Annotated in this window: 26 protein-coding genes and 2 pseudogenes; 12 read left to right on the forward strand and 16 right to left on the reverse strand. The window is 44.5% G+C overall.

The annotated features are described in order from the left end of the window. The first annotated feature begins 42 nt into the window (after nt 1-42). Complete coding sequence (gene patX / locus QUA97_RS07305; RefSeq protein WP_194011834.1) at nt 43-270, forward strand: heterocyst-inhibiting protein PatX; 228 nt, start codon at nt 43-45, stop codon at nt 268-270. 615 nt (nt 271-885) lie between these two features. Beyond that, nucleotides 886-1,794, forward strand: a complete 909-nt coding sequence (gene hetR, locus QUA97_RS07310; protein ID WP_194067978.1) for a heterocyst differentiation master regulator HetR — start codon at nt 886-888, stop codon at nt 1,792-1,794. Nucleotides 1,795-2,094: 300 nt separating this feature from the next. Here the strand turns inward: hetR and QUA97_RS07315 are convergent, their stop codons facing one another. Further along, nucleotides 2,095-2,907 (reverse strand): TIGR00297 family protein, encoded by an 813-nt coding sequence (locus QUA97_RS07315; RefSeq protein WP_333194169.1) that lies wholly within the window; start codon nt 2,905-2,907, stop codon nt 2,095-2,097. Nucleotides 2,908-2,925: 18 nt separating this feature from the next. Between QUA97_RS07315 and QUA97_RS07320 the strand changes: the two genes are divergently transcribed. After that, on the forward strand, nt 2,926-3,357 hold the full coding sequence (locus QUA97_RS07320; RefSeq protein WP_194067966.1) for a VOC family protein: 432 nt from the start codon (nt 2,926-2,928) through the stop codon (nt 3,355-3,357). A gap of 120 nt (nt 3,358-3,477) precedes the next feature. Here the strand turns inward: QUA97_RS07320 and QUA97_RS07325 are convergent, their stop codons facing one another. Further along, nucleotides 3,478-4,089, reverse strand: a complete 612-nt coding sequence (locus QUA97_RS07325; protein WP_333194172.1) for an esterase/lipase family protein — start codon at nt 4,087-4,089, stop codon at nt 3,478-3,480. 2 nt (nt 4,090-4,091) lie between these two features. After that, nucleotides 4,092-4,709 (reverse strand): esterase/lipase family protein, encoded by a 618-nt coding sequence (locus tag QUA97_RS07330; protein ID WP_194067964.1) that lies wholly within the window; start codon nt 4,707-4,709, stop codon nt 4,092-4,094. Nucleotides 4,710-5,024: 315 nt separating this feature from the next. On the opposite strand from QUA97_RS07330, the gene QUA97_RS07335 reads away from it, so the two are divergent. Continuing rightward, nucleotides 5,025-5,546 (forward strand): hypothetical protein, encoded by a 522-nt coding sequence (locus QUA97_RS07335; RefSeq protein WP_333194174.1) that lies wholly within the window; start codon nt 5,025-5,027, stop codon nt 5,544-5,546. Between the two features lie 110 nt (nt 5,547-5,656). On the opposite strand, the gene QUA97_RS07340 is transcribed toward QUA97_RS07335, so the two are convergent. The 4 genes and pseudogenes from QUA97_RS07340 to QUA97_RS07355 all read right to left on the reverse strand — a co-directional run bounded on the left by QUA97_RS07340 (nt 5,657) and on the right by QUA97_RS07355 (nt 9,528). Next, nucleotides 5,657-6,814 (reverse strand): tetratricopeptide repeat protein, encoded by a 1,158-nt coding sequence (locus tag QUA97_RS07340; protein ID WP_194067962.1) that lies wholly within the window; start codon nt 6,812-6,814, stop codon nt 5,657-5,659. A 103-nt stretch (nt 6,815-6,917) separates the two neighbouring features. Next, a pseudogene (locus tag QUA97_RS07345) lies at nt 6,918-7,868 on the reverse strand (ISAs1 family transposase). 113 nt (nt 7,869-7,981) lie between these two features. Next, on the reverse strand, nt 7,982-9,124 hold the full coding sequence (locus QUA97_RS07350; RefSeq protein ID WP_333194177.1) for a dynamin family protein: 1,143 nt from the start codon (nt 9,122-9,124) through the stop codon (nt 7,982-7,984). A gap of 191 nt (nt 9,125-9,315) precedes the next feature. Then, complete coding sequence (locus QUA97_RS07355; protein ID WP_190738034.1) at nt 9,316-9,528, reverse strand: hypothetical protein; 213 nt, start codon at nt 9,526-9,528, stop codon at nt 9,316-9,318. Nucleotides 9,529-9,755: 227 nt separating this feature from the next. Here QUA97_RS07355 and QUA97_RS07360 point away from each other — a divergent pair, with 227 nt between their 5' ends. Next, the gene (locus tag QUA97_RS07360; protein ID WP_228050041.1) at nt 9,756-10,184 is read left to right on the forward strand and encodes a helix-turn-helix transcriptional regulator; all 429 of its coding nucleotides are present in this window, start codon (nt 9,756-9,758) and stop codon (nt 10,182-10,184) included. A 211-nt stretch (nt 10,185-10,395) separates the two neighbouring features. Here the strand turns inward: QUA97_RS07360 and QUA97_RS07365 are convergent, their stop codons facing one another. From QUA97_RS07365 to msrA, 4 genes are all read right to left on the reverse strand, one after another. After that, entirely contained in the window at nt 10,396-10,974 is a 579-nt protein-coding gene (locus QUA97_RS07365; RefSeq protein ID WP_194067961.1) for a DUF948 domain-containing protein, read from the reverse strand. A gap of 118 nt (nt 10,975-11,092) precedes the next feature. Next, on the reverse strand, nt 11,093-11,434 hold the full coding sequence (locus QUA97_RS07370; RefSeq protein WP_194009036.1) for a YtxH domain-containing protein: 342 nt from the start codon (nt 11,432-11,434) through the stop codon (nt 11,093-11,095). 38 nt (nt 11,435-11,472) lie between these two features. Then, the gene (locus tag QUA97_RS07375; protein WP_194067960.1) at nt 11,473-11,778 is read right to left on the reverse strand and encodes a hypothetical protein; all 306 of its coding nucleotides are present in this window, start codon (nt 11,776-11,778) and stop codon (nt 11,473-11,475) included. A 173-nt stretch (nt 11,779-11,951) separates the two neighbouring features. Further along, nucleotides 11,952-12,605 (reverse strand): peptide-methionine (S)-S-oxide reductase MsrA, encoded by a 654-nt coding sequence (gene msrA / locus QUA97_RS07380; RefSeq protein ID WP_333117722.1) that lies wholly within the window; start codon nt 12,603-12,605, stop codon nt 11,952-11,954. 317 nt (nt 12,606-12,922) lie between these two features. On the opposite strand from msrA, the gene QUA97_RS07385 reads away from it, so the two are divergent. Beyond that, nucleotides 12,923-13,057 carry a hypothetical protein gene (locus QUA97_RS07385; RefSeq protein ID WP_255515882.1) on the forward strand — a complete coding sequence of 45 codons (135 nt, stop codon included), beginning with the start codon at nt 12,923-12,925 and terminating at the stop codon, nt 13,055-13,057. Between the two features lie 331 nt (nt 13,058-13,388). Here QUA97_RS07385 and QUA97_RS07390 read toward each other — a convergent pair whose 3' ends face one another. Together QUA97_RS07390 and QUA97_RS07395 are read right to left on the reverse strand one after the other, a co-directional pair. Beyond that, entirely contained in the window at nt 13,389-14,315 is a 927-nt protein-coding gene (locus tag QUA97_RS07390) for a DUF6999 family protein (RefSeq protein ID WP_194067958.1), read from the reverse strand. After that, nucleotides 14,315-16,183, reverse strand: a complete 1,869-nt coding sequence (locus QUA97_RS07395) for a 3-oxoacyl-[acyl-carrier-protein] synthase III C-terminal domain-containing protein (protein WP_333194182.1) — start codon at nt 16,181-16,183, stop codon at nt 14,315-14,317. Before QUA97_RS07395 ends, QUA97_RS07390 begins: the two co-directional genes overlap by 1 nt. Nucleotides 16,184-16,418: 235 nt before the next feature. Here QUA97_RS07395 and QUA97_RS07400 point away from each other — a divergent pair, with 235 nt between their 5' ends. Further along, nucleotides 16,419-17,435 carry a hypothetical protein gene (locus QUA97_RS07400; protein ID WP_333194184.1) on the forward strand — a complete coding sequence of 339 codons (1,017 nt, stop codon included), beginning with the start codon at nt 16,419-16,421 and terminating at the stop codon, nt 17,433-17,435. Between the two features lie 85 nt (nt 17,436-17,520). Here QUA97_RS07400 and serS read toward each other — a convergent pair whose 3' ends face one another. Beyond that, the gene (gene serS, locus QUA97_RS07405; protein WP_333194186.1) at nt 17,521-18,801 is read right to left on the reverse strand and encodes a serine--tRNA ligase; all 1,281 of its coding nucleotides are present in this window, start codon (nt 18,799-18,801) and stop codon (nt 17,521-17,523) included. A gap of 403 nt (nt 18,802-19,204) precedes the next feature. Between serS and QUA97_RS07410 the strand changes: the two genes are divergently transcribed. Further along, on the forward strand, nt 19,205-20,380 hold the full coding sequence (locus tag QUA97_RS07410; protein ID WP_194067954.1) for a glycosyltransferase family 4 protein: 1,176 nt from the start codon (nt 19,205-19,207) through the stop codon (nt 20,378-20,380). A 106-nt stretch (nt 20,381-20,486) separates the two neighbouring features. Beyond that, the gene (locus QUA97_RS07415; RefSeq protein WP_194067953.1) at nt 20,487-20,867 is read left to right on the forward strand and encodes a hypothetical protein; all 381 of its coding nucleotides are present in this window, start codon (nt 20,487-20,489) and stop codon (nt 20,865-20,867) included. A 420-nt stretch (nt 20,868-21,287) separates the two neighbouring features. On the opposite strand, the gene QUA97_RS07420 is transcribed toward QUA97_RS07415, so the two are convergent. Beyond that, nucleotides 21,288-21,536: a chlororespiratory reduction protein 7 gene (locus tag QUA97_RS07420; RefSeq protein WP_194067952.1), complete on the reverse strand. Its 249-nt coding sequence runs from the start codon at nt 21,534-21,536 to the stop codon at nt 21,288-21,290. Between the two features lie 290 nt (nt 21,537-21,826). On the opposite strand from QUA97_RS07420, the gene sir reads away from it, so the two are divergent. Both sir and QUA97_RS07430 read left to right on the forward strand, forming a co-directional pair. Then, entirely contained in the window at nt 21,827-23,812 is a 1,986-nt protein-coding gene (gene sir / locus QUA97_RS07425; RefSeq protein WP_194067951.1) for a sulfite reductase, ferredoxin dependent, read from the forward strand. A gap of 296 nt (nt 23,813-24,108) precedes the next feature. Beyond that, a complete protein-coding gene (locus tag QUA97_RS07430) occupies nt 24,109-24,942 on the forward strand; it encodes an RsmE family RNA methyltransferase (RefSeq protein WP_194067950.1) in 834 nt (277 codons plus the stop codon). Between the two features lie 104 nt (nt 24,943-25,046). Here QUA97_RS07430 and QUA97_RS07435 read toward each other — a convergent pair. Beyond that, nucleotides 25,047-25,887 (reverse strand): annotated as a pseudogene (locus QUA97_RS07435) (transposase family protein). A 438-nt stretch (nt 25,888-26,325) separates the two neighbouring features. Between QUA97_RS07435 and QUA97_RS07440 the strand changes: the two are divergent. Next, nucleotides 26,326-26,529: a DUF433 domain-containing protein gene (locus QUA97_RS07440; RefSeq protein WP_194067949.1), complete on the forward strand. Its 204-nt coding sequence runs from the start codon at nt 26,326-26,328 to the stop codon at nt 26,527-26,529. The last annotated feature ends 59 nt before the right edge of the window (nt 26,530-26,588 follow it).

The following is a 26,588-nucleotide window of genomic DNA, read 5'->3' on the forward strand; positions in this document are numbered from 1 at the left end:
CAAGTCCGTATCAGGTAATAGACACTGACACGGATACTACCCATGCAAACCTACACTGCAATTGCTTTACTGAGCCTGTTGGGCATTACCTTGAGTGCCAGCGCCGCTCGAGCTTTTGAATCTCCAGCCCCAATGCTCGAAACTGCTACCGCCCAATATTATATGTTGTCAGCGCAAACTCAACAAAAGGGCGAGCGCGGCCCAGAGAGAGGCAGCGGACGCAGAAGCTTTATCGAGCCTAATGTGACTCATGCGCTACAAGATTTCTAATATTAAGGTATCTCAGCGAGTGCCACAACTGAGTTGGTTCGGGCCGTTGGTTCGATCGATCTGATTTTCTGAAATTCTAATTTTTCAGGTTAAACGGTAACTGCACTTTTTGTTGACACTTTTTAGGAGATTCTTTGTGTGCGATCGATGTTAGCATATAAATCTGCAACCGCCATCTAGCTAGAGATAGATTCTAGTATTTGGCGGTTTTGTTTTGAAAACGCTTTCCTCTGCCCCATCAGACCCTCGCCCGTTGTCGGAGCCACTTCAAATTCCTGCGCTCGCAATACTTATTTACGTTCTCCGCCAGCAGGTGCGGTTTAATTTTTCAACGGCTGTACTATAATTAACGTGCGATAACTAACTTAAATATAGGTAAACCCTGAGTGCAGAGGGTGGAGCAATCTACTTAAATTCGCCAATAAGAACCACTTATTCGGTGTCGGTCGCATTTAAGCCAATGCCCCAGAGAACTCAGGGAAATTAATAGGCCTGAATATTAGGATAGCTGCCAAGCTTTCCGGCGACAGTCGGCTATGCTAGATTCGGCGATCTCGCAATAATTTAGTGGAGGATCGCAAGATGCCTCCTAGTTTGGCTATTTCGGGGATTGTGATGAAAAATGACTCTTTAGATCTGGTCAAAAGCCTCAGCCCTAGTGCAATGGATCAGATCATGCTATATCTGGCGTTTAGCGCCATGAGAACCAGCGGGCACAGGCACGGGGCGTTTCTAGACGCGGCCGCAACGGCGGCTAAGTGTGCCATTTATATGACTTATATGGAGCAGCGCCAGAACCTGCGGATGACCGGACACTTGCATCACATTGAGCCTAAACGGGTAAAGGTGATTATTGAAGAAGTCCAGGAAGCTCTGACTAAGGGAAAATTGCTGAAAATGTTGGGTTCCCAAGAACCTAAATATTTGATTCAGTTTCCCTATGTCTGGCTGGAACAGTATCCTTGGTTCCCTGGTCGCCCTCGCATTCCGGGAAACAGCTTGAATGCTGATGAAAAAAAATATCTCGAAGGAAAGGTTCCGGCTAATCCGCCTGATGCTCAACTGATCAATTCTTTTCAGTTTATGGAGTTGATCGAGTTTCTGCACAGGCGATCGCAAGAAGATATGCACCCAGAAAGGCGAATGCCTTTGAGCGAAGCTCTAGCAGAACACATCAAGCGCCGCTTGATCTATTCGGGAACAGTTACTCGCATAGATTCTCCTTGGGGAATGCCGTTTTATGCTCTCACCCGCGCTACCTACTCTCCTGCAGAGCAGGAAGAGCGCACGTTTACGATGGTGGAGGATACGGCTAGATATTTCCGGCTGATGAAAGATTGGGCGGAAAAGCAACCGAAGGTGATGCGAGTTATGGAGACTTTGGATATCCCACCGGAACGGCTGGATCGAGCTGTTGAAGAATTAGATGAAATTATTCGCAATTGGGCCGATCGCTATCACAAGCGAGGCGAACCAACGATGGTTGTACAAATGGTTTTTGGGCCGCAAGACGACGACGCTTAATATCAGGAAAGCAGTTAGCAGTTGGCAATTTGTAGGGGCGGTGCCCCCGTGCCCGCCCTCTTAGTTGGTAGTTGGTAGTCAACAGTCAACAGTCAACAGTCAACAGTCAACAATCAACAGTCAACAGCTAACAATTCAGTCATTAGTCATTAGTTATTAGTCGATCGCTCGAAACTAATGATTAATGATTAATAACTAATAGTGCAGGCAGAAAACGGGTTGTTTTCCGCAAATACTGCGTTAATGCCTTGAATGCTCGTAAAAAACCCGGTTTCTTGAGTTTGCGACATTCAAAAATTACTAAACTAAAAAAGCTTTCCAGACATAGGCCAAGACGATCGCACAAATCGCTCCGATCAGCGTATTAAAAAAATTCACTACCTCATTCGTCAGCCATTCAAACTTTGATTGCACCGTCGCGCCAATCACGCTCTCGATGTTGGTAGCAATAAAAGCTGCAATAATACAAAAAACAACTCCTGTCAAGTCAATTAAACCCACAGCCCAACTCAAAAGCGCAATCAGGATCGATCCGACAATGCCCGCGATCGTTCCTTCCAGACTTACCGCCCCTTCCGTACCCCTAGGTACAGGCTGCAACGTAGTAATCAAAAACGTATGTTTACCGTAAGCTTTGCCGATTTCGCTAGCGCAGGTATCGGAAAGTTTGGTACAAAAACTCGCGGCATAACCCAGCAACAACAGGGAAATCACCTCTTGTGGCACAGGTATATTGCCCGTATCTCCGAAAATAGATAATGCCAAAACTCCCACAGCACAAAAAGTAGCTGTTAAAGCCGAGCCCCAGACATTTTCCGGGCCTCGTGCGCCCGATCGCTTTTCAGCAATCCCTTCTGCTTCTTTCTGGGCTTTACCGATGCGGGTAACTCCCGATCCCACAAGAAAGTAAAACATCACCACCGCATAGCCCCGCCATCCCAAACTCGCCCAGATAATCACACCTAGCAGCCAGCCGTGAAATTGTCCGGCGGGTGTGAGCAATTTTTTGGGAGCAATTGTGGCGATCGCGAGTAAAAATGTATTAAGGGCGATCGCCACCAACCAAGGATTAGACCAAGATAAATAATTAAAGAACAATTCTGAATTCTGCACAGTAACCTTTAAACCTCCATGAGCCAAATCTTATTTCATCTTGCCTTCCCCGTAACGGATCTTGCCCAAACAAAAGCCTTCTACGTAGACGGGCTCGGCTGCAAATTAGGTCGCGAATCCCCCAATTCTGCGATTTTGGGTTTGTGCGGCCATCAAATTGTCGCCCACGTCAGCCGCGAACCCTTGACACCTCAGCGAGGCATCTATCCCCGGCATTTTGGGTTAATTTTCACTTCAGAAGCTGACTGGGAAGGATTGCTAGAAAAAGCACAGCAAAACAACTTAAATTTCTATCAAGAAGCCAGAAGGCGATTTGTCGGTTTGCCTACAGAGCACCGCACCTTCTTCTTAGAAGACCCTTTCCACAATATACTAGAGTTCAAGTATTACTGCGAAGCAGAAGCAATTTTTGGCCTGGGCGAATATGCTGAAGTCGGCGATGCAGTTTAGCCACCTCCTAGGGTGCGTCAGCATAGTGTTATTTTTTCTGTAATTGAGCGTATTTCTGCTGATGCACCCTACAAGTTCAGCCTCGTAAGTGACATCCGCATTTTGCGTTGAGAACAGAAGTTAATTAGGATTTTGTAAAGGTTCTGAAAGTGCTGCGGCGACCGCTTGTAAACTGCTCGAATGTCTCACCATCATAGCATGGGCGAACACTGAAACTTTTACTTCTTTGGCGGCGGATATTTGGGAACTAGAAGCTGGGACGATGATAAAATCCCAATCAGTCCAAATCGAAGTAAAATTTAGCTTTGCCAACAATTCAGCATCTCGATTTAAATCTTCCAGAAAAGCACTGCCAGGACGCATTTGAACGCAGCCTTTTCCCCAGAGAGTGTAGGCAGTCCAAGTACCGTTGTGAGGGGAAGATATCGCAATAAAGCGCTGGACTCGGTTAATTCCGCCTAACCTTTGCAAGTAATAGCGAGTTACTAAGCCGCCCATGCTCAATCCTACTATATCTAAAGGCTGTTGTGGCTCGAAGTTTTTGTCTATATAATCTGCCATTTGTTGGGCTAATTCGTCGATGCTGGCATTGCCCCAGTGGGGCGAAAGATCTAGGCTGTAGACTGACCAACCTAAATCTCTGAGGTAGGCAGACATTTTGTGAAAAATTCCCGATTTTCTGAAGATTCCGTGAATTAGCAAGACTGGGTTGCGGCTGAAATTGCTATTCATTTTTAATGGGAAATTTTATTTTTAATGGGTGCTTTTAGTTCTTCAATTAATGCGTTAATACTTTGGTCGTCTGTCACCATTTGTCGGTGCAGCATTACATTGAGTTTAACTTCTTTACCTACGGGCATTTTGGAGCTCTTCGACGGTACAATCATGATGTCAAACGGTGTCCAAATTGATGTAAAATTTATGCGTCTGAGATCCATCACATCTTGATTTAAATCGCGCAGCAAGTCGCTATTGAGCCGCATATCCAGGTATCCTGGTAAAGATAGGCAATAGGCGGTGAGGGTGCCGCTGTGAGGGGCAGATATGGTGATGAAACGCTGTACTCGGTTAATTCCTCCGAGTCGCTGCACGTAGTAGCGGCTGACGATGCCTCCCATGCTGTAGCCTACTATGTCTAAAGTCTGTTGTGGCTCGAAGTTTTGAGAGATGTAGTCTGCTAGTTGTTTGGCTAGCGAGTCGAGGCTGAGGCTACCGTCGTTGGGGGTGAGGTTGAGGCTGTGGACGCACCATCCGAGTTGGGTGAGGCGGGCGGACATTTTGCTGAAAATAGCCTTTGTGTCCCAGATTCCGTGGATCAGGATGACGGGATTGCGATCGAGCGTACTGTTCATTTTACTAAAAAATTGCTGGCATATTAAAGCATAAATCGATCGCCTAGGTAATTTTACCCATATTGGGACAGCTAGCGAATCGGCTCGATGTATCCCAGGCTAGTAGGCAATATCTCATAAATTCTGAGATAATAGTAAACAAGTGCAAAGTAAGATTAGGATTATTGAGTAAAAATTACTAGAATGTCCCTGTTTTTAATCAAATAATTGTAAATTTTGATTAAGAAATATAGACAAAAGTTGCCCAACCTCGTAGGCTAACCTTGTTGACAAGCTTGTACAAATTTCTCTAAAAGAACAAAAGGAGTAAATCTAATGTTTGGTTTTATCAAAAATTTCTTCGGCGGTATTTTCGGATTTTTCGGCAGACTGTTGGGCTTGAAAAAGTCTGAATATTTCATGGATTTAGGCGAATCTTCCGCGAAGGAACCCGCTAAGGTTGCAGCGGCGAAGGTAGAGTCTGCTGTTGCGAAGAAGGTAGAGGCTGCACCTGCGAAGGTAGAGGATGCTGTTGCGAAGGTAGAGGATGCTGTTGCGGCCGTACCTGCAAAAGTTGAGGCTGTTATGTCAGACAAGTCTGAACCAGCTAAGAAGGCTAAGGTAGAGAAAAAGTCTAAGAAGAAAGAAAAGGAAGCAGTCGCTAGCCTTCCTGCTAAGACTTCGGAACCCGCGAAGGTTCCTGCTGCTGTAACTAACGGGAAAGTGCCGAGTCAAGCTGAATCCGATCGCACTTTTGCTCCTAATAATTTAATGCCGATACCAACTACCACTCGTCGCAGCCCGGGCCCTAGCATGAACAATTTCCGCGAAATGGCCCGTCAAGTGAAAATGAAGTAGAATTTAGAAAATTGGTAATAGGGAATTGGGCATTTGACAATTGCAAATGCTGGGGTTAAAAATTTAAAAATGCTATTGCTCATTTTTAATTTTTAACTCTTTTTTTTGTTCTATTCCCTATCTCCTTTGTTTCTGAGAAAGGCTAGGGCGCTGTATAGCTGGAAAGCGGGGTCCCAAGGAGTTTCGGATTTGCGATCGACCTCTACGTGAGATTTAATTTTGCTCAACATATGCGTGTAATCGAGGACTGTCTCAGCAAAGGGCGTAAATTCTGACCACACTGTAACGTCAAGCTGGCGATCGAATATTTCCAGTAAGCGATTCCAGTTAATTCTGGTGGTACTTTGAGGAATTTGTGGGGATTTTTTGACTCTGGAAGTTGGGTTTTTCAGGTTCGGTGAAGCTGGGATAGCTGCTGAAATTTGGGTGAAGTCAACCCCTGCTTTAAATTCGTAACTTTGGTCGCAAATTCGCAGGATGCAGTTGCGGCTGGGAATGTGCAAGTCGCAGATTTGAGCGTAATCTTGGGTAATTTCTTTGTGGCGAAATTGATCGGTTCTGCGGTTGGGCGAGTAGTCCATGATTTCCATGAACATCGGTAACAAACCTTCTACTCTTTGGCTGACTTCTGACCACTTGAATTCTATAGAACCGAGTCGATTTAGATGATCTTTGCAAACAACGGCTGGGGAAGAGAGAGACTGGAAGTGTTGAACGCGGAAAATTTGGATTTTTTGAATGTCGGCTAGGGTTGTCCAAAATACGGGAATCCCGGCGTTGAGAAGTTCTTGGCCGTAAATTCGGAGTTCGGCGATGGGGCCGGTTTTGTAGAGTCTCCAGCCACGGCTTTGGATTTGCATCCGGGTGGTGTAGGCGTCGATTTTGAAGATTCTGCTGATATTTTGGACGGCTGCGGGTTTGTCTTCGGGACTCACGGGTTCGAGGATCAGGAGTCCGGGTTCGAGGCTGCTGGGGTCGTTTTTGGCGGTTTCGATGGCTTGTTGGCGGAGGTTTTGTTGTGCGGTTTCAATGCGTTGAATGCCTTGGCGGGCTTGGGTGACGATTTTGGGGTTGGTGATGTCGCGGAGTATTAGTTTGTAGGTTTTTTGGGCTTTGTCGAGGTTGTTGGTGAGTTCGTAGTAGCGACCGATGTAGTATTGCACCCAGGGGTTTTCGGGGGATTTTTTTTGCAGTTGTTTGATGAGTTGGGCGGCTTGTTTGTAGTTTTGGCTTTCTAGGGAGGCGACTATTTCCTGGATGTCTGTCATGGCGGTTGCGGGAATGGGGTTGTTTCTATCTTGGCTGATGTTTTGTTGCTTTGGCTAGTGGTTAATAGGTTTGGCTTTTATGTTCAGGGTAAGAGCATCTCAATCAGTCTTGACAAAAGGATTTGAGAAGAAGCATCATGTATTCATCATTCATTGCAGCCCGTTTCCTTTTCTGTCGCAAACTAAGCTTGAGAGTGCTTTCTTGATTGACAGCATTCAGGGACATCCGTCTGATCGCAGCCAAGTTCCGAGGGCTATTCAACGACCTAATGCGACATCGATCTTCATTGAAAGTGACATCTAAAACCCAATGTTCTTGATTTTCAATACTCCAATGTTGGCGAATAGCGCGACCATTCCGCTTTAGCATCTACGGGTAAAGAACTTAGGTAAAACTAATGTAATGGGCTTTTTTCTGACGAATCAGCCGAATAATATCGGTTTGAGTCCCCATTGCATCCATCGTAATAATCGCTCCGGTGACATCAATTAATTACAATACGGCTGGGATAGCTGTGATTTCATTGGAATGGTTTTCCACTTTAACTTTTCCGAGTACCAACCGATTTTCACTCGCCCACGCTGTCACTAAATGTAAATTATTTACGCCGTTTTTTCGGTCATAAGAACCTCGGAGGCTTTTGCCATCAATCGGGATAACTTGTTGGCACACTGGCCCAATTAATTGTTTAACCCATTGAGTCAACTTCTGTTCTAAAACTTTCGGGTCTAGCTTTTCAAAAACTCGTCGGAAGGTATCATCGCTCGGGATGCCATTGGGTAAGTCTAAAAATTTTTGCAACCATTGCTGCTTACTGATTCCATAATTTTCCATGTCTTCCCATCCATCACCTCCAGCTATTGTAGATAATATGGCAATGACGAGAATGTCTTTAAGTAGGTGGCGTTTGGTTCGGTTCACTCTTGGGTCGGGTACGTCGTCAAAATAACTTGACAAGCTCCCTTGTAACTCTTGCAGGGAAATAGGTTGGGGCGGGTTTTGTGGTTGCTTTGATTTAGGCGTTCCTACAACTGGCGCGAATCCTTGATTCATTGAGTTTTACCCACCGAGCCGGCGACTTAGCTTTTAAGACATTATAGAATCCCTAATACCTAAATCCCCCATCTTCTATAGTCGTATTTTTGTCAAGTACAATTTATACCAAATTAGATGAGCTTACCCTGCTTAGCAGCTTTATCGATTTCTGCCACCACCTCACTCAATAGATTCCAGCCTGAATTTTGAGTAATCCTTTGAATTACTGCTTCTTGAATGGTCGGGATACCGCTATCTTGCAAAGCTCTTGGTGCAATCTCTTCAGGTAAAGGAATTACTCTCCTGCCTTTTTCATCTCTCTCAGCATATTTGGCACTAAAGAAATCCTCAAAATCTTTTATCTCGTTTTGAGTTGCTTTTCTTTGCTGAATCAGTTTCGCTAAAAGTCCTTGTCGAGAACTAGCAGGGTAAATAACTGGATTGCGAAACCCAAAGCCAGTCAACTCTCGTTCTAAATCCTTGATGACATCAGCAATTTCTTTGTCTCTCTCTGTCTTCTGGTCAATTTTATTCAGGATAAAGTAAATTTTACCCGTGTTCTCGGCTATAAAGTCTTTGCGATTTTCGACAACATCTTTAAATAAATCGGCAACCGCATTATCTTTGTAGGAAGCGTAGTTTAAAATAAACAGAATGGCATTGCAGGTTCGGAGTGCTTCTAGTGCTGTTTGCTTCAGTTCATTAATGTTGAAGTTTGCAGACTCCCACTCATTAGGGCCGGGAGTATCAACTAAGGTAAAGCCTGTGAGAGAAGATAATTGGCTAATTGCTTCAATCGGATGCTCTATCTCAAAGCGTGTAGTGTGATCGGGATTGCCTTTTTCTCGGATTTCACGGGTACGCAGCAGGAATTTTTGCTGAATTTCGCCAGCGTCACCCTCAACAAGAATGACTGGTTTTCTTTCTCCTTCTCGATACTCTAAAAGTTTGGGAGTTTCGCCCTGTTTAATGTGTCGGAGATCTGTACGGCAGATGGTACAGGCGGCCGTTTCACTCGCCAGCACATCAGCACCGATGATAGAATTCAAGAAGGTGCTTTTGCCAGCTTTCATTGCCGCAATGACGGCTACTTGATACTTCTGATGTTGCAAAGCATTTAAAGCTTTGTTGATCTCGTTTTCAATGCTTTGTAGCCCTTGACTTTCATCTCCCTGAATGCGGAGTCCGTCACGGAATTCTTTGAGATATTTTAAGAGGAAAGTGCCTGTACTGTAAATGCTGTTGTATGCTGTTTGAAATTCTTGAGAAGACATAAATTGAAACTTTTTAGTTGAGAGACGGGCTAAATTAGAGCTAGAAATTCGCGGTTAAAATTGATATAGATTGTGCGCTTACCAACCTATCCGCGAGGGGTTTAAACTCCTGGCGGACTCGTGGAACAAGCGCTAAATATCAACAACCTAGTTATTAGCCAGGGACTTAAGTCCCTGGCGCGATTCAAGCTTTAATCAGAAAAAGCCTTGCTAATCCCGTAAAATGCCAAACCAGCCAACGCACCTACGGCTACACCAACGGGCCCAGCAGCAGCACCAATACCAGCACCTCCGCCAACGGCACCAACTGCCGTCAAACCTGTAGCAGCTACCACACCAGCACCCACAGCACCACCCGCAGCAGCGGAACCTGCCGCTTTCGCTATTTCATCACCTTTAGCCATTGAAATACCTCAGTGTAAGGAACAAAAACTAACTGTTTGACTAACGAAAGTTAATTAAACAGGCAAAATTTGAAATATTGAGATCGCACTTTCCCGCTTATCTAAGTATTTGCACTTAGACAATGAGTCGGTAATTTAATACTAAACTACCTATTGTTAGCAAACAACTAACAAACGCTAGCAATTTCGGTTATGCTATCGTTAGTCACATCTCACCACACCCGACAATGGCATCAAAAGAAGACTTATTTGCCGAAGCTGCGAAACACTGGGACTTAGAAAGGCTTTACGAAGCTTTCGCAGAAGCTAAACGGCAAATCTCTCCCCGATCGCGCCGGGGACTCACAGACACTGAAAAGCTCTATCTCCGAGGACTGCTTTCCGGTTGCAGTCCCGCCGAAATAGCTAAAAAAATGTTTCAGACTCCCAAAAGTGCAGAGGTTTATCTGTGTAAGACTTTATACCAATATGTTAAAAAACTCGCAGATTTACCGAATGAACCTGTGGGTAATTGGAGAAATGTGTGCGATCGGCTACAGGAAGCAGGATTTAAAACTCTGTCTTCTTCTGAATTTAAAATGAATAATTCTTTACCGAGAAGCATTAGTAAAAATAGTTGGTATAGGTGCGATCGAGAAAAATACAATATCAATTGATATTAACATTAGACTAGAATTCCCCTCAACTTCAGAAACTCCGAAAAAAGAAGACTTAGATAAAAACGATTAGATGTGCGATCGCACAACCCAAACAAATCCCAATCAATTCTATATTCTCTTGCGTCGGCGTCCGGCGGACATCGTTTGTGTAGCCGCGGTTTCAACCGCCGAGGCTTCTATCGAAAACATCAAGAATCTATCCAAAACATCAAGAATCATTCGATCGCACTTGCTCAAAATCCTCAGCATCCCCCGGTAAACCAGAACCCTCGCCATTCCTCAACCGTGGCGATTCCCCATTACCCGCAGCCGCACCGTAACTCCCAGAATACCTGTCATCCAAACCCGAATCCCTCAGCGAAATCGCACTTTTTTGACTCGCCGACAACCGATCTGAACGGCGATTTGTCCCAGAAATCGACGGCCTGCGAGTTAAAGTTTTCCAAGCAGCCCTAATCCCACTCACGACGCTGCGAGTTGTCACCTGCACGTTGTGCGCCTGCTTCTTGGCGCTACCAATACTGCGATCGACCTGTTTGACAACCTCCCCCGCACTTTGCACCCCATCGCTAACATCATCCGTCAACTCGCTAATTTCCAGCCCCGTCAACCGAATCGCCTCCAAAGTCGGCGGAAACTCGCGAGAAAGCGTGTCAGCCAGCTTTTCCACGCTGCGCGCTGCCCGTGTCAATGCTTGCACCGCAGGTATTAAAGTCACTAATACAGCAGTCAGGCTAACTGCCACTAGCAAAATCGAAAGTCCTAACCAAAAGATGGGATCGCTCACTTGTATCTGGGATGGAGGGTTTGGGATTTCATCAGGAAATGTGGATCTAATTTTACCGTCAATTTTGATGAAATTCTTGTGGGACGGGTATCCTGCCCGTCCCCAACAGCTAAGTCAATTAGCGGATGGGAGGGCGCGACGCAGGACTGACTTCGGCTTCAGTTTCCGACAGTGTTTGGCGTTCCCGCTGAGTTGCTTCCAAACCGGCCGCGATCGCCTCTTTGAGTCTAACCAAAGTTTCGTCCCAATTACGCAGTGCAGTTTCCGAAAGTCGATCGGCCTGCAACTGCACGCTACTCGATAAATCCTCCGCCAACGCAGGCATTGCCTCGGCCGATTTTTTCAATATCTGCCGCGTCTCCTTACCAGGTCGCGGCGCCATCAGCAACCCAGTCACGGCCCCGATCGCAGAACCCACCAACAGACCGCCAATAAATAATCCTGAACGTTTAGATGACATTTTTATAACTACTCTCTCTCCATAGGTTTTAGGATAGCTTACCTCAAAGCTCGATCGCGCCTGGACCAGAGCATTCGCCCCAAACCCACCAATCCCAAAAGTTGCCGAACCTGTTGCAGTTGCAATTCCAGTTGTTGATAATTCCGTCGCAGTTGATGAGCACCTTGTTGCCTTTTAGCAAAAAAATTCGGTGATTTACCGAGGACATTGCTGCTGCAGCGATCGATTGCTGCAATCCGAAACTCCAAAAGTGCGATCGTCCGCCTAATTTTCCACACTCTCGCAGCTATATAAAAACACACCAGAGATATTAGTAGATTGATAATTACAACACCCGTCAGCATTTCTCACCTATTTTCAACTACTAATCTACCCGGATATTTGTGGCGGGCTAGCAGCAACAGCCCGCCAAATATTTTTTAGACATACCACAATGTTGTGTCATAAAATATGTTGTAGAGACGCAACATTGTGGTGTCCCAATCTATTTGTCCCTATCCATAAGGCGCGTAAAATTTTAAGCCTGAGACATAGCAGGCAAACAAACCTTAGTACCGCCCAAACCGCAATAACCGTTCGGGTTTTTAGCAAGATATTGCTGGTGATAGCTTTCTGCGTAATAAAACTCAGGAGCCTCCAGAATTTCCGTGGTAATCTTGCCGTAACCTTCCGCCGTCAGAGCTTGCTGGTAAGCATCGCGCGAAGCTTCAGCTAGCTGTTTTTGGTTGGCTGAATAGGTGTAAATGCCCGATCGATATTGAGTACCCGAATCATTACCCTGCTTCATTCCTTGAGTCGGATTGTGACTTTCCCAAAAAACTTTAAGCAGCGTTTCGTAACTAACTACTTTCGGATCGAACACAACCAAAACAACTTCATTGTGTCCCGTCATCCCGCTGCAAACTTCGTTATAAGTAGGATTCGGAGTAATCCCCGCCGCGTAACCCGCAGCAGTCGAAAAAACTCCATTTTGCTGCCAAAATTTCCGTTCCGCGCCCCAAAAACAGCCCAAACCAAACAGGGCAATCTCCATGCCGTTTGGAAAGGGAGGTTTGAGCGGATTGCCGTTAACAAAATGAGTTGCCGGTACCGACATCGACTCTGCCCGTCCCGGTAAGGCCTCTTGGGGAGAGGGCAGGCTCGACTTTTTGCCAAATCCAAATAGCACCATAAATTTGTGAGGGCGATCTCTGATAAACGTCTTTACCTTACTTAATAATATCAGATATTCACTGAAAATAGTGGCACTTTTGAAGGTAAAGGCTAAGGAGCATAAGGCTGAGTTGTTTTTCCGAGTGTTGGTGATACTGCTCACATCCAATGCAGCTTTCAATCACATTAAGCCGTGTTATGTATCACCCAAAATAACCTAAAATATCACTTATTCTTGAGAAATAAATCACGCAGATTTTAGGCAAAATAGCCGATTATTAAATTATGGGGTTGTAGTAGAAGTTATGGAAAACAATTTCTAAGGAGTGTGGAAAAATGGCAATTAAATCTTGCAGTGAACCTTTAAAATCTAATCCGTTTATTACTTACCGCGATCCGATTACAGGTAAGTGGATTGTGGTTCAGGAATTGTCGAAAGTAGCGGAAAATTCACAGCTAGCAGCAGCTTGATATTTCTTTGTGATTCGAGCTAAAAATCAACAATGTTTGGCAACTCCTTGGGTACATAAGCTTAGAGGTTTTCGATGATTAAGCAAATCCTATCATATCGAGCAATTGTTCCGAGTAAAATTGGGAGCATTTCATTTTTACAAAACTGAGATGCTCTCCTTTATTATTTTGGGTTTTATGCGGATTAAAGTCCTCACTACGAACCTATTTATAGCGGTTATCAAAAAAGTGAGGTATACCCAATCCCTCCGCTTCGCTCCGCCCAATCCCCGACATCACCTCATCTTTCTGAGAAAGGCTATAATTGTTTTTATGCGAGAGCTAATGAATTCTAATTTTCAGCATTGCTCATCTCTTTTCGCAGTTCCAAGTACCGATAGAGATATTCCGAAATTATCCCGTGCAAAAACAAGTCGCGGGCTGCATTAAACGGACTGTTTGGCGCTAGCGGATGGCGGTTCACAATTACATGATTCCAATCGCAATTTTCCGTAATTTCGCTGACGTATACTCCGAAGTTTTCATCTAACTGAAGCGACATCACTGCTCGCGCAAATTCGTCGCTAGTCAAACACAGAGAATAAAATACTTTAAACAATTCGATCGCAGATTCTAAATCCAGAATCCTCAGCCACCTCAGTCTTTCAAAATCAATTTCAACTTCCACAGGTTGAATGCTATCATAATTAATTCCCCGTTTTTTGACAACCTGCAACCAGTTGGGATTTGTCAGCATAGCCTGGTTGTAATCCCAGACAAAGTTATACAGAATTAAGTCGTGTTCGAGAAAGGCATTGTCAGCTAAATCGCTAACTGTGCGCGGATAAAGTTTTGATTTTTCAATCTGGGTGTCCGGGCCGTTATCAATCAAGAAGTTGATAATGTTTGAGCCAGCGTTTATGTGCCGCACAATTAAATAACAAGCTTCTGGCGAGACAAAGTTATTTAGGAAAAATGTGGCGGATTTGTGCATTAAAGTGTAAGCGCGAAATTGAAATGGCAACAGGCGCTTTGTTGTCATAATTACCGCCAGCAATACGTTAGCAATTACTTTGATTGGGATGAGCAAATAACTGCGAGTCCAGTTTTGCAAATCCCGCAGCATGGAGGCTTTTGCAACTAAATCGACGGGAATTGACCGATCGCAAAACAGGACATCCCAAACATTCGGATCGCGGCGGTTGTAGGGTTTCGTAACATAAGGGATTTTTCGCTCATCCTGGAGATTTTCCGTATCTTGTTTTTGCAGCTTTTGCATTAGCGGATTTCCTCCAATTGCAGCAAATATAAACGAGCAGTAACGCGGGCTGTTTTGACAATGCGGTGGGCGATATCATCCGTCATCCATTCGGCATTAATTAAATTTTCCAGTTTGGCTAAATGCGACTCATCATTAACTCCGTGATAAGCTAAAAACGATACTTGTTCGTCTTGCAAACCGAGAGTTTCCTTAATTTCTTTTGCCCACTTGAGGGCCAATCGGTTTCCCAATCCTTCGATTATAAACATACTACCAATTAAATCAACCGGATTTTCCCGCGATGCTTGCTGGAAGATAAAAGCTGATAGCGCTTCGCTGCCAATATTCTTATCATATTCGACAATTTTTGACAACTCGCCGCCGACAGAAACATAATTTTTTTCTAGCATTTGATAGTCGCGGTGTTCGTCTTGGGCGTGGCCGATAAAAGTCGATCGCAGGCGAAAGTCAGTCATGTTAGAAGCAGCGCGCGCAATCCAGCGAGCACCCTCGACAACTTGCGGGCGGAGATTGCACAGCAATGCTTGATAGTCTTCTATTGTAAACTCTCCCCGGTACAATTTGCGGACAATGGGAACAGAACGAATTTCGCGATCGAACTTCAGCCAAATCCAGGCTAACTCCCGCAACAAATAAGCTTGCGGAGAGTTGGGGTGTTCCGGTTTAACACTTTCGAGGGGCGAAGCTTCGGGAAGATCAACGGATTTAGACATTTGAGAAATCATAGGTTTATTGGTATTTTCCACAGCAGTTAACATCATGTAAGCTGTTGTAAAGCGGCCGCTTTCCGGTACGAAACAAAATATTTTTTGTCCTGGCTGCAATTTGCCAGAATTGAATAATTCTTCTAACATTAAATAAATTGAAGCGCAGCCTGTGTTTCCCCTGGTGTACAAGTTCGTAAACCATTTTTCTTCAGGAATCATGCAGCCTGCTTGTTCGAGAAGTTCCACAATTTGTCCCCGGAAAAAGTGAGAGGAATAGTGGCACAGCAGCCAGTCGATTTCCTGCGGAAAAACTTTTCCTGCTTTAATCAATCTCAGCCAACCTTCAACGCCTAATTGCATTACATTGTCGAGCAAGCGAATATTTTGCCGCAAGTCAAAAGCTCCGGCTGCGGCTGCATCGAGGTAGGAAGAATAATCTAACCAGCTTTTGGTTGCTGTGGGGCTGGCTAATCCTGAATACATACAAACTGGATAGGCGTTGGCGTGGGAAATTAATTCAATCCATTCTATTTTTAAACTAATTCCTGTCGCATTGGGATGGTTTTGTAGCAAAAACGCTCCGGCACCGTCTGATAGCATCCAGCGCAGAAATTCTGTATCGAAAGGTAGGGGTTTTCCGGCTTGGACTGATGTTTCTGCTTCAAATTTGGTGTTTTTGAACAAACGTGAGGGAAATTCGGAAGCTACGGCGATTGCTGTTTGTTTTTTGCCGAGTTCGAGTTGAGATGTGGCATAATTTAAGGCACTAATTCCGGCACAGCAAACTCCTTGAGTGGAAACTGTTTCTAGGGGAGATAATTCGGAAAGTTCGCCGTGTACTGTGCTGGCAAATCCCGGTACTAATAAGTCTGGTAAAGTGGTGGCGCAGGCTAGCAAGTCGATCGCCCCCGGTTCCAAATTTGCAAGGGCGATCGCATCCCGGACGGCAAAAGCTGCCATTTGGCTGTTAGAATACAGTGTTTGCTGCTGTTTGTCGATCGCGTAATAGCGCTGTTTAATCCCGTTGCTGTTGAGAATGCGCTGTCTGACTCGCGAAGGGCGATCGGCAATTTTGCCCAAATACTCCTCCATCTCGTCATTATTAATTGGTTTTCCCGGCAAAAACTTTCCAATCCGATTGATATAAGCACTGTACATCGCGTCAACCTCTAAAATTGCTAATTTACTTTGTTAAATCAAGCCCGAAAATATCTAAAATTAATTGTGCTTTGGGAAGCAGCGAACTTGCAATGAGCAACCAGTTATATTGTAGAATTGGGCGAAATCAGACAAGTTGACCAACAATAGCAAGAAGTAATGTGAAGCAGGGTGAAGTTTTTTGTAAAATTGAGCCAATATGTAACTAAAGTTCCTTCGCTGCTTCCCGACTCAAATGGATATTGCTTCACTAGATGCTTGGTATTCTCAATCACAGCGCCGCGCGGCTGTTTCGCTGTTGATGAAACGAGTAGGCGTAACTCGCACTAGGGCTGAATGTTTTATACGGCTTTGGATTTACTTATCAGTCAAACAGCTTCAGGAAAGCCAGCCCAGCCTCAAACCGCCGCTGGTTAAACTGGAATTGCTAGCAACAGAAGTGCAGTGCACTCATCGGGAAGCAGCAGAACTATTTTACTCCGATTCCGATCGCGGGAGCGATCGCGCCGCCGGCATGATGTTAGACAAATTAGCAGCACTGGGATTGATCGCAAAACACTTTGACGGTAACGCTACAGCAATTCAAATTCAACCAGTTTCCGAAATTTTAGATCCCGCGCCGCCGGAAAATTCAGTCAAACTCAAATTAGATAATTTTAATCCTCGGTGCGATGCAATTCCCGTTGCAAATTTACTAGCAACCAATTACAACTGGATGAATCGCAGCACTAACGCAGTTCCCTACCAAATCGCTAAAATTATCCGAGTTTTGGCAGGCAAATATTCAAAAGGAATGCGAGTTTTGCGCCGCTGCGACAATCTGAATCCTGTAGGTTTTTACTTATTGTATCCCACCGCAGCCGAATCGGAAGTTAATTTTTTTAACGCACCCAGTAAAAGCCTGCATTTAAGTTCGGTTGCTGCTGAGATCGATCCTTTTATCATGGCACTTCCGGGAGATGAAAATTGCCAGTCAGTATTTGTTCGCAGTTGGATGATAGATCCGCAATATTTAGAAGAATACCGCGTTATTTTTCTCGAACACATCCAGAAAGTTTTAGTAGAAATGAAACAAGATTTTCCCAATCTTTGCGATTTGCACACGCTAATCATTCACCCGATGTACGAAAAAATGAGCTTGGCTTTGGGGTTTCAAAAGACTGATAGTGATCAGCTATCACTTTATTGGATGTATTTAGCGTTGGATAGATTTTTGGCGCTGGATATTAAGGAAGCACTAAAAAATTTGTAATTAATATTAAATGCTGGTTTGTAGTAAGGACTTTAGTCCTCGTTTTTTCTAAGAGGCGGACTGAAGTCCTCACTACGAACCTGGTTTACAAAACCTCGCGACCGAGATAAGGTTGCAGCACTTCCGGCACTTTTACCGTCCCGTCCGACTGCTGGTAATTCTCCAAAATTGCCGCCATTGTCCGGCCCACGGCTAAACCGGAACCGTTGAGGGCGTGCACGAATTGAGTGCCTTTTTTCCCCGCTTCTTTAAAGCGAATATTAGCCCGCCGCGCCTGAAAATCTGCGACGTTGGAACAACTCGAAATCTCGCGGTATTTGCCGGCATTCGGCAGCCACACCTCTAAATCGTAGGTTTTTGCTGCTGCGAAACCCAAGTCGCCGGTACAAAGCTCGATCGTCCGATAAGGCAATTTCAGCGCCTGCAAAACTCCCTCAGCATCCTGCACGAGCTTTTCGTGTTCTGCCTCGGAGGTGCTAGGATGCACCAGTTTCACCAATTCTACTTTATTAAATTGGTGCAACCGAATTAATCCCCGCGTATCTTTGCCGTAACTGCCAGCTTCTCGGCGAAAGCAAGGAGTGAAAGAACAGTGATAAATTGGCAACTGTTCCGCTGTCAATACTTCACCTCTGTACAAATTCACCACCGGAACTTCGGAAGTAGGAATTAACCACAAATCGTCTCGATCGCACTTGAAACTTTCTTCGGCAAATTTCGGCAATTGACCCGTAGCAGTCAGGGATTCTGAGTTGACCAAAAATGGGGGAATTACTTCTATATAACCAGCTTTAGTGTGGCGATCGAGCATGAATTGAATAATCGCTCTTTCCAGGGCTGCACCAGCTCCAATTAAGGTAATAAATCGAGGGGCTGCGATTTTTACTGCCCGTTCAAAGTTAATAATTCCTAGTTTTTCGCCAATTTCCCAGTGCGGCAAAATATCGGGATTTTGGGGAATGTATTCGTCTCCCCAGCGCCGAATTTCGATGTTTTCTTCTTCGTTTTTGCCCAAGGGAGTTGATTTACCCGGCAAGTTGGGCAAGGGCAGCAATAGAACTTCTATTTGAGCTTTGAGGTCTTTTTCCTGTGCTTGCAATTCGTTCGACTGCGCGCCGACTTCGTTGCCTTCTGCTTGCAAAGTCTGAATTTCGGGGGATTCGAGGGGTAAACCCGATTTTCTTTTTTGGCCGATGAGTTTGGCTATTTCGTTGCTGCGGGCTTGCAGTTGCGATCGCTTGTTTTCCAACTCCCGCTGCTGTTTGTCTAATTGCAAAATCGGCTCGATTTCATAGTTGCCTCCTCTAGTGTTGAGGCTTTCTTGCACGGCTTGCGGGTTTTCTCGGATTAATTTGAGGTCTAGCACAGATTTTTTCTAAATTTTCAATTTTATGAGGATTTGCGACCGGAAACCCGATTTCGTGGAAAATATTGGCTTTGGCAAGCATAAATCTACGAATTCACAGGGTTTTTGAGGATTCTTGCGCCTGTCTTATCTTAGGTTAACAGGGACTATATCCTCAGACATACAAGCTTTGGCAATCATTTAGCACCTCAATGATAACTTATTCTCATTAAAAAATTTGCTTGGTGTCACCCATGATGGGTGACACCCCACAAAATGATGCTATAGTAAGCACATTAGTAGATGCACCCTGATAATTTTCTCCCCTAACCAGCGATGGTGAGGGGCTTTTTGTTTTGGGGATCGCAGGAAAGTTAAGATAGGAAGGCGGTTGAAACCGCGCAGTCTTCTTATCGGGAGAAAAATGCGATCGACAAATCACCTATTCTGTTTCCTAGAAATATTTTCCAGCGAAGGCGGCATTCAATCCTACGCCCGAGACATCCTGAAAGCTTACCTGTCCCTAACCGCAGCAAACAACTTTCCGCCACAAGCAGAAGTTTTGCTATTGCGAGATTCTCCAGATTGCCCAAATCCCTTCGAGTCAAAAAATCTCAAATTCTCTTACCTAAAAACTGATCCCGTTTGGCTTGGTCGTCTTAAGTTTGCCGCAAAATTACTAACTTGTTTGCTGCAAAAACGACCGGAACGGGTTTTTTGCGGTCACATCAAACTCGCACCGCTAATTAAAACCTTATGCCAGCCGCTGGGAATTCCCTACACAATTTTAACTTACGGCAAGGAAGTTTGGGAACTGCTGCCACCAAAATATCAAATAGCAATGAAAGACGCTGACAGCATTTGGACGATTAGCAGGTACACGCGCGATTCCCTACGGGATAGCTTCGCCGCGCGTACTTCCGAACTTAACAATTTAAATCCTGACAAATTCCAAATAGTGCCTTGTACTGTAGATGAAAATATATTTACGACTGGGCCCAAACCTGTGCATTTATTAGAAAAATACGATCTGGTTGGTGCTAAAATATTGATAACTGTAGCTAGATTGCGATCGCACGATAGTTACAAAGGAGTCGATGTCACAATTCAAGCTTTGCCGGAAATCGCCAAAAGTTTTCCCAATGTGAAATACTTAGTTATTGGACGCGGGGACGATCGCCCGAGATTAGCTAAACTCGCCGCCGATTTGGGAGTAGCCCAAAGAGTAATATTTGCGGGTTTTGTACCGACACAAAATTTAGCAGAACATTACCAGTTGGCGGATGCCTATGTAATGCCCTCCCAGGAAGGCTTCGGTATAGCTTATTTGGAAGCTTTAGCTTGCGGAGTACCGGTGCTGGCGGGGGACGCGGACGGTTCGGCAGATCCGCTGCAAGATGGTAAACTGGGATGGCGAGTTCCTCACCGAGATTCAGCAGCAGTAGCGGTTGCTTGTGTAGAAATTTTGCGAGGACAGGATCGAAGGTGCGATCGCCCTTGGTTGAGGGAACAAACCCTGGCAAAATATAGTTTTCAATCGCTTTGTCAATCTTTACAAGGGATTTTTCAACCCTCTGACTCCGATCGACTTATGCTGTAGAGAGCGGTTTTGGCCTGTCCAATAGCCAAATTAACTCGATCGACCGCGTGAATTTCTCAGTAGGATAGAGTTATGCCTACCCGCAAAGACACCAAAGGAGACCACCGTGAACCAAGGCACCCCCAAAATATCTTTAAATCTACCCCGTATTAGCAATTGGCTGATACTGCTGGGCATCGCCTGCGTGTTGGGATCAATTGGTTTGGGTTGGATAGTTAAATCAGTGTTGATTGTAGTAGGTTTCTTGCTGCTAACACCTGTAGTCGCATTTTTCGCACTTCAGTGGTGGCTGAAACGCAATTTAATTGAAGACAATTGTCCAGTTTGTCAGTACGAATTTACAGCTTTAAATCAAACTCAGTTTCAGTGTGCCAACTGCGGCGAACCTCTGAAAATAGAGGAAGGTCATTTTAGCCGCTTGACACCGCCCGGTACGATCGATGTTACCGCCGTGGAAGTATCATCAGTACAACAATTAGAAGATTAGTCAGTAGTCAGTAGTCAGTAGTCAGTAGTCATTAGTCATTAGTCATTAGTCAGTAGTCATTAGTCATTAGTCAGTAGTCAGTAGTCAGTAGTCATTAGTCAGTAGTCAGTAGTCAGTAGTCAGTAGTCAGTAGTCAGTAGTCAGTAGTCAGTAGTCATTAGTCATTGGGAATTGGTTATTGGTTATTGGTTACTTGCTACGAATTCCGAATCCCTCCGCTTCGCTCCGCCCAATTCTCAATTCCCAATAACAAATAACAACTAACAACTAACAACTAACAACTAACAACTAACAACTAACAACTAACAACTAACAACTAACAGTGAATTTACTATTCCGATGAAGAGAGGATTTGATATTAGTAGCACGGCGCACCCTACAAATTACCAACTAATTTAATTAAGGTTATTTAAGATAATATTATTTTTCTAAACGTACTGCATACCACTGCAAAAATTTTCCGGGGCCGACATCTAATTCACAATAAGTATTAATTAAATACTTAGCTTGTTCTTCCACAGAAGATAATTTGAGCAAATCCTGTGGCAAATCTTCATGTTCCGCGGCTAAGACCGCTTTCAGCTTTTCTAATAATTCTGCCGCCGTCACAAACTGCTCCGGCTGGTTTGTTTCTAACACCACAAAGGTGTCTTCGTCATACAGTGACATAGTTTCAAAGGTTGAGGTTAATTATTTCTAAAGTTTCCGGCAGTTATGCTACTGAAAGTATAAGCTCTTAATTACCATTTTTCAGCCCCGGTTCGATCGTGTTACAATTGAACAACATCAAAATTCCTACCGGATTACCGTTGTTAACTTAGTTATTAACCGAGTTGTCAACAGTTCCGACCAGGCAGCATTTCTGAGGATATTTGTCAAGTGCAAATTTGTCAAATGTCAAATTGTCCAGAAATATTCGATCGGCTGTATCTAAATTATAACTAGCACTATACATTCCCATGATCGCATCTTCGACTTCAACCCCCGTGGCGCGCAAGCCCTCAAAATCAGAAGGTCTCAAAGAACGCAGCAACTATTTGCGAGAACCCGTTGCGAGTGAACTGTTAGAAGAGACAACCCACTTCAGCGAAGAAGGGCTTCAAATTCTCAAATTTCACGGTTCGTACCAGCAAGACAACCGCGACAATCGAGTTAAAGGACAAGAAAAAGACTATCAGTTCATGCTCCGCACGCGCAATCCCGGCGGGTTCGTGCCCCCAGAACTATATCTTACCTTAGACAAGCTATCCGAAGAATACGGCAACCACACGCTCCGCGTCACAACGCGCCAAGGTTTCCAAGTGCACGGCGTGTTGAAGAAAAATCTTAAAGCAGTGTTTTCCTCAATTATACAAAATATGGGGTCAACCTTGGGAGCTTGCGGCGACTTGAACCGCAACGTCATGGCACCGCCAGCACCGTACAAAAATCGCCCAGAATACGAGTATGCGCTGCAATACGCCAACAATGTGGCCGATTTGCTAGCACCGCAAACCGGTGCTTATTACGAAATTTGGCTGGATGGCGAAAAGGCTGTTTCAGGGGAGGAAGACCCAGCAGTCAAGGCCGCCAGACAGCAAAACGGTAACGGCACAATCTTTCACGACAAGGAAGAACCGATTTACGGCACCCATTATATGCCGCGCAAGTTCAAGTGTTCTGTTACTGTACCGGGAGACAATTCGGTTGATTTGTACTCTCAAGATTTGAGCTTGGTAGTAATTACCAATGAAGCTGGCGAGTTGCAAGGTTTTGATGTGTATGCCGGCGGCGGTTTGGGACGCACTCACAATAAAGAAGAAACTTTTGCGCGGCTTGCGGATGAGATTTGCTATGTTGCCAAGGATGATGTTTACGATTTGGTCAAGGCAATTGTAGCAACGCAAAGAGATTTTGGCGATCGCACAGACAGACGACACGCGCGACTGAAATATCTGATTAACGACAAAGGTCTGCAGTGGTTCCGGGCAAAAGTAGCCGAATATTTTGGCAAGCCGCTAGAAGCATTTAAACCCCTGCCTGATTGGAAGTATTTGGATTTCTTGGGCTGGCAGGAACAAGGCGACGGCAAGCTGTTTGTCGGCATTTCCGTAGACAATGGCCGAATTAAGGACGAAGGTTCATTTCAGTTAAAAACGGCTTTGCGGGAAATCGTGCAGAAGTACAATGTGCCGATGCTGGTAACGCCCCACCAAAACGTTTTGATTTACGATATTTCGCCGGATTTCAAACAGGAAATTCAGGGAATACTCGATCGCTGCGGCATTCAGCGGGAAACGGCCATCGACCCCATAGTACGCTATGCGATGGCCTGTCCGGCAATGCCTACGTGCGGGCTGGCGATTACCGAGTCCGAGCGCGTGATGCCGAGCTTTTTAGAGCGAATTCGGGCGCTTTTGACCAAAGTTGGTTTAGAAAACGAGCATTTTGTGGTGCGGATGACCGGTTGCCCCAACGGATGCGCCCGCCCTTATTTAGCAGAATTGGCGTTTGTCGGGAGTGCGCCGGAATCCTACCAGATTTGGCTGGGAGGCTCTCCCGACCAAACGCGGCTGGCACAACCAATTGAGCAAAAGCTGCACGTAAATGATTTTGAAGCTTTTCTGGAGCCGATTTTTGTCTATTTTAAGCAAAAACGGCAATTGAGCGAGAGTTTTGGCAATTTTTGCGATCGTGTTGGGTTAGAATCTATCCGTCAATTTGTAACCAATCACCAATCTGCTGACTCGATGACAACTGAGATAAATGATTTAGATGTTACGTCTAGTAACGGCGAAGAGAATGAGACTGCTACTGCAGGCGGCAAAGTCCGCCGTCGAATTAGCGTCCGCGATGAAATCTACAACGAACTCAAGGAAGAAGCTGCCCGTCAGAGCAAGCCGATTACACAGCTAGCGACAGAGGCGATTTCCACTTATCTGAAAAAGATTAAGGAGGAAGGATAAGCCGATTTACGATTGTCAATTTTCCATCGCATCAAATAGAGTTTAGGCACAAGTAACATAAGGGCAGAGCATTTGCAGAAAAAAACCTTGAATTTGTCAAATAATTCCGGTTGTAAATGCTTTGCCTTTAATATTTATCAGGCGATTGAAATCGCTACTTGTCAAACGATGTCCGCGCAACGCGAGACTAAGAAATACATCAGGTAAACAGTCCATCTCCTCTCTTCCTCTGTGTTCTCTGCGCTCTCTGCGGTTAAATAAAAAAATCTAATAGAAAACGAGCAATCTAAAATTCAATGGCTCAATTACAAAGATTAGCAGTTACCGCCGCCCAAATTTGTGCTAACCAAATCGATTTAACTAAGGAACAACAGCATTATTTAAATCGGGTGCTGCGGCTGCAAGCGGGCGATCGATTTATTGCGATGGACGGCCGCGGACATTGGTGGTTAGCAATTCTAGCAGCCAGCGAAACCGGGTTATTTGCCTCGATAACAGAAGAAATTGCCGCGAACGGGGAGCTTCCGGTGACAGTAACTTTGATGGCGGCATTGCCCAAGGGAAACGGCTTTGATGAGGTTGTCAGGCAGGCGACGGAGTTGGGTGTGGCTAGTATTGTGCCGGTGACGAGCGATCGCACTTTGCTCAAACCTAGTTCTCAAAAGGTCGATCGTTGGAGAAGGATTGCTGCAGAGGCCGCAGAACAGTCGGAACGTCAAATTGTCCCAGAAATTTTAGAGCCTGTTTCCTTTAATTTAGCTGTGAAAAATTGCGGTCAAAAACATCGATTTATTTGTGTGGCTCGCGGTGGAAATCGCCATTTGTGGGACTGCGTGAGCGGTTTAGAACCCCCCCAGCCCCCCTTGTTAAGGGGGGAGCAAGAACCGGAGGAATCCCCCCAGCCTCGCTTGCTAAGGGGGGAGCAAGAAACGGAGGAATTATCGATCGCGATTGCGGTTGGCCCGGAGGGTGGGTGGACTGATGGTGAAGTGGAAAGGGCGATCGAATTTGGTTTTGCTCCTGTTTCTTTGGGTAGTAGAATTTTGAGGGCGGTAACAGCGCCGATGGTGGCTTTATCTTTGGTGGGAGCCGCTTTTGAAAAGTGTCAATCCCCAAAAATATTTCCCTGAGCTGCTAGACATCCTAAACAAAGCTAAAATGTCAATAAGTCGTTGGGCATAAAAAAATAGACCTCTTGCAAAAAAGATATATGTTATAATCAGAAGTTTTAAATTTAGCCCCCTAGAGCTAACTCATAATTGTAAATTGCTGACAACAAATTACAACGCTTCTGCATAACGGCGACGGCGATTCCGATAACGACTCGACAATATTTGAAAAATTTTGAGACTCCGATTAACCTGTTCAATTTCCTATTCGCTCCTGTGCTATAACTCGATTGTAGTCTTTTTCTATACGAGAAAGTTTCCCATCTTTTGGTATTTTTCTCGGGATATAACTATTAGGGTAATAATCCTTTATCCCTTGATAGCCACTGTCTTGTAAGCTATTTTTTTCGGAATGAAAATCAATTTTAATTTTTTAAAATAAGTTAAAATAGTGGCAATACCCTGGTCCCAAAGCAGTGCAAATAATTTCTCCTGTCTCTTGATTAATTACCAATTTAGTTTTTAGACTATGACATTTTTTCTGGTCACAGGAATATCTCTTCGGTTTTTTTATTAGGTCGTTCAATAGCTGTTTTTGTGACATCCATCACCACGAATTATGGATAATCAGAGTCTTTGAGTAATGCCTTTTTCCCCGGCATACGGAACTTTCTCGTTTCCATTAAAGCTGATTCGATATCAGTTACAATTCGGCAAATAGTTGATTCAGATACTCCCCAACTTGTCCCAATATGAAAATATGTTCGATATTCTCGCCAATATTAATCGGCTACTAAGACCTGTTCTTCTAGAGTTAGAATGGTGCGAGGTCCTCTTCTGTCTTTAGGATTTTCTACGGCAAAGTTTACGCTTGGCGTTAACCATTGCTTTTAGGGTTTGAATCTTGATACCAAAACGTTGAAATTGCTCGGATTTCAAATTTAGATAAGATAGATTCTTCCTGATTTACTTATTGTGTAACGACAACAGAACTTTCTCGCATTTTATCCTGTTTATAGCAAGACCAGAGTGAAAATAAGTTAGGAGTTGGGATTCAATCAACTCTCAGCAAAACTTTTCATTAAATCATAAAATTATTTTGCAAGATATCTATTGTAGTTTAACATAACCTAATATTCACTTTTCAAATGTTAAGCAGCTTTTACTATTTGTGGCGAGATACTTTTTTCCCCCAAACAACCAAAAGGGATCTCGCTCTTATACCATGTCGAATCCCTGCATTGCGTGAAGCGGAGCTATCCCGTAGGGAATCGCCCTTATTGTCCGAAAGGGCGAGATCCCTTTTTTCCCCAAACAACCAAAAGTGCGATCGCCATTCCTTAAGTTAAAATATAAGTTGTCAAATTAGATAATATAACTTATCAGATTCAACAAGGACAAGTTATGCCTGTAAACTGGAGAGAACATATCGTTAGTACCCCCGATGTACTGCGAGGTAAACCAAGAATCAAAGGAACTAGAATTCCCGTTAGTCTAATTTTAGGATATTTAGCATCAAATAACACTGTCGAACAAATCATAGATGAGTTTCCAGATATCGCCAAAGAACAGATAGCTGCTTGTCTTGATTACTGTAGTTTAGACTAACCAAAGATGAGAACGGTGGCCAAAGAAGAACTAGAGCCACCGCGCCAGGAGAGAATGAG

Origin of the sequence: Microcoleus sp. CZ3-B2 (assembly GCF_036705055.1) — a bacterium.
In the GTDB taxonomy this organism is placed as follows: Bacteria; Cyanobacteriota; Cyanobacteriia; order Cyanobacteriales; family Microcoleaceae; genus Microcoleus.

What these genes read in the sequence shown, in the direction of transcription:
- patX (WP_194011834.1), top strand. Translation starts at nt 43, where the DNA reads ATGCAAACCTACACTGCAATTGCTTTACTGAGCCTGTTGGGCATTACC.
- hetR (WP_194067978.1), top strand. Translation starts at nt 886, where the DNA reads ATGAAAAATGACTCTTTAGATCTGGTCAAAAGCCTCAGCCCTAGTGCA.
- QUA97_RS07320 (WP_194067966.1), top strand. Translation starts at nt 2,926, where the DNA reads ATGAGCCAAATCTTATTTCATCTTGCCTTCCCCGTAACGGATCTTGCC.
- QUA97_RS07325 (WP_333194172.1), bottom strand. Translation starts at nt 4,089, where the DNA reads ATGAATAGCAATTTCAGCCGCAACCCAGTCTTGCTAATTCACGGAATC.
- QUA97_RS07330 (WP_194067964.1), bottom strand. Translation starts at nt 4,709, where the DNA reads ATGAACAGTACGCTCGATCGCAATCCCGTCATCCTGATCCACGGAATC.
- QUA97_RS07335 (WP_333194174.1), top strand. Translation starts at nt 5,025, where the DNA reads ATGTTTGGTTTTATCAAAAATTTCTTCGGCGGTATTTTCGGATTTTTC.
- QUA97_RS07340 (WP_194067962.1), bottom strand. Translation starts at nt 6,814, where the DNA reads ATGACAGACATCCAGGAAATAGTCGCCTCCCTAGAAAGCCAAAACTAC.
- QUA97_RS07350 (WP_333194177.1), bottom strand. Translation starts at nt 9,124, where the DNA reads ATGTCTTCTCAAGAATTTCAAACAGCATACAACAGCATTTACAGTACA.
- QUA97_RS07355 (WP_190738034.1), bottom strand. Translation starts at nt 9,528, where the DNA reads ATGGCTAAAGGTGATGAAATAGCGAAAGCGGCAGGTTCCGCTGCTGCG.
- QUA97_RS07360 (WP_228050041.1), top strand. Translation starts at nt 9,756, where the DNA reads ATGGCATCAAAAGAAGACTTATTTGCCGAAGCTGCGAAACACTGGGAC.
- QUA97_RS07370 (WP_194009036.1), bottom strand. Translation starts at nt 11,434, where the DNA reads ATGTCATCTAAACGTTCAGGATTATTTATTGGCGGTCTGTTGGTGGGT.
- QUA97_RS07375 (WP_194067960.1), bottom strand. Translation starts at nt 11,778, where the DNA reads ATGCTGACGGGTGTTGTAATTATCAATCTACTAATATCTCTGGTGTGT.
- msrA (WP_333117722.1), bottom strand. Translation starts at nt 12,605, where the DNA reads ATGGTGCTATTTGGATTTGGCAAAAAGTCGAGCCTGCCCTCTCCCCAA.
- QUA97_RS07385 (WP_255515882.1), top strand. Translation starts at nt 12,923, where the DNA reads ATGGCAATTAAATCTTGCAGTGAACCTTTAAAATCTAATCCGTTTATT.
- QUA97_RS07390 (WP_194067958.1), bottom strand. Translation starts at nt 14,315, where the DNA reads ATGCAAAAGCTGCAAAAACAAGATACGGAAAATCTCCAGGATGAGCGA.
- QUA97_RS07395 (WP_333194182.1), bottom strand. Translation starts at nt 16,183, where the DNA reads ATGTACAGTGCTTATATCAATCGGATTGGAAAGTTTTTGCCGGGAAAA.
- QUA97_RS07400 (WP_333194184.1), top strand. Translation starts at nt 16,419, where the DNA reads ATGGATATTGCTTCACTAGATGCTTGGTATTCTCAATCACAGCGCCGC.
- QUA97_RS07410 (WP_194067954.1), top strand. Translation starts at nt 19,205, where the DNA reads ATGCGATCGACAAATCACCTATTCTGTTTCCTAGAAATATTTTCCAGC.
- QUA97_RS07420 (WP_194067952.1), bottom strand. Translation starts at nt 21,536, where the DNA reads ATGTCACTGTATGACGAAGACACCTTTGTGGTGTTAGAAACAAACCAG.
- sir (WP_194067951.1), top strand. Translation starts at nt 21,827, where the DNA reads ATGATCGCATCTTCGACTTCAACCCCCGTGGCGCGCAAGCCCTCAAAA.
- QUA97_RS07430 (WP_194067950.1), top strand. Translation starts at nt 24,109, where the DNA reads ATGGCTCAATTACAAAGATTAGCAGTTACCGCCGCCCAAATTTGTGCT.
- QUA97_RS07440 (WP_194067949.1), top strand. Translation starts at nt 26,326, where the DNA reads ATGCCTGTAAACTGGAGAGAACATATCGTTAGTACCCCCGATGTACTG.